The organism is Porphyromonas sp. C0041D3, assembly GCF_056590575.1.
In genome coordinates, this window is the sequence record NZ_JBWPWJ010000025.1 from 1 (window position 1) to 575 (window position 575).

Consider the following 575-nt stretch of genomic DNA (forward strand, 5'->3'; position numbering starts at 1 on the left):
CCGCGCATGCCCTTATCGTAGGGGAGGGTGACGCTGTAGCGGATAGTCTGCGGGAGGCCATTCTGCCGCCGGGTGATGCTCTGTGGACGAGCGGTAGCGTAGTAGTCGGGCGTGTGTCCGAAGGAGAGCTGACGATCGAGCGCCTTGTCTCGGGTGCCGCCGACGATGTAGATCGGCTCGAGCACCTGCTCGTAGGAGCCGTCGGGCTGAGCGATCCTCGGCGTGAGGATGATGAGGTCGTTGCTGCCCACGCGGAGGTCATCGAGGTTGATGTCGAGGGCGAGGCTCACCTGACCGGCGGCCTTGTCGACCTTTACGGCGGGGGTAGCCTTGATCTGATCCAAGTGGCGTACCGGCTTCGCAGCGAAGGCGGTGAGAGCGAGGAGCGACAGAAGTGTCGCGGCAAATATCTTTTTCATCTTATCCATGGATCAATTGAAGAAGTAGGTGAGGGAGAGCGTGGCGCGTGTGAGGCCAAAGTAGTCGTAGGTGCTCTCATTGAGGAGCGGGCTGCAGACCAGACAGTCGTACTTCTTGTAAGGAGTGCGTGCCCAGCCGCCACCGAGGGAGGCCTC

General features: G+C 61.4%; 2 protein-coding genes. Both read right to left on the reverse strand.

The features are described 5' to 3' along the window. A partial coding sequence (locus AC1EKE_RS08200) for a DUF3868 domain-containing protein (RefSeq protein WP_480309010.1) occupies positions 1-419 on the reverse strand: 419 nt, incomplete at its 3' end. A gap of 12 nt (positions 420-431) precedes the next feature. Further along, positions 432-575 (reverse strand): DUF3575 domain-containing protein (locus AC1EKE_RS08205; protein WP_480309011.1); only part of this gene is annotated, 144 nt, incomplete at its 5' end.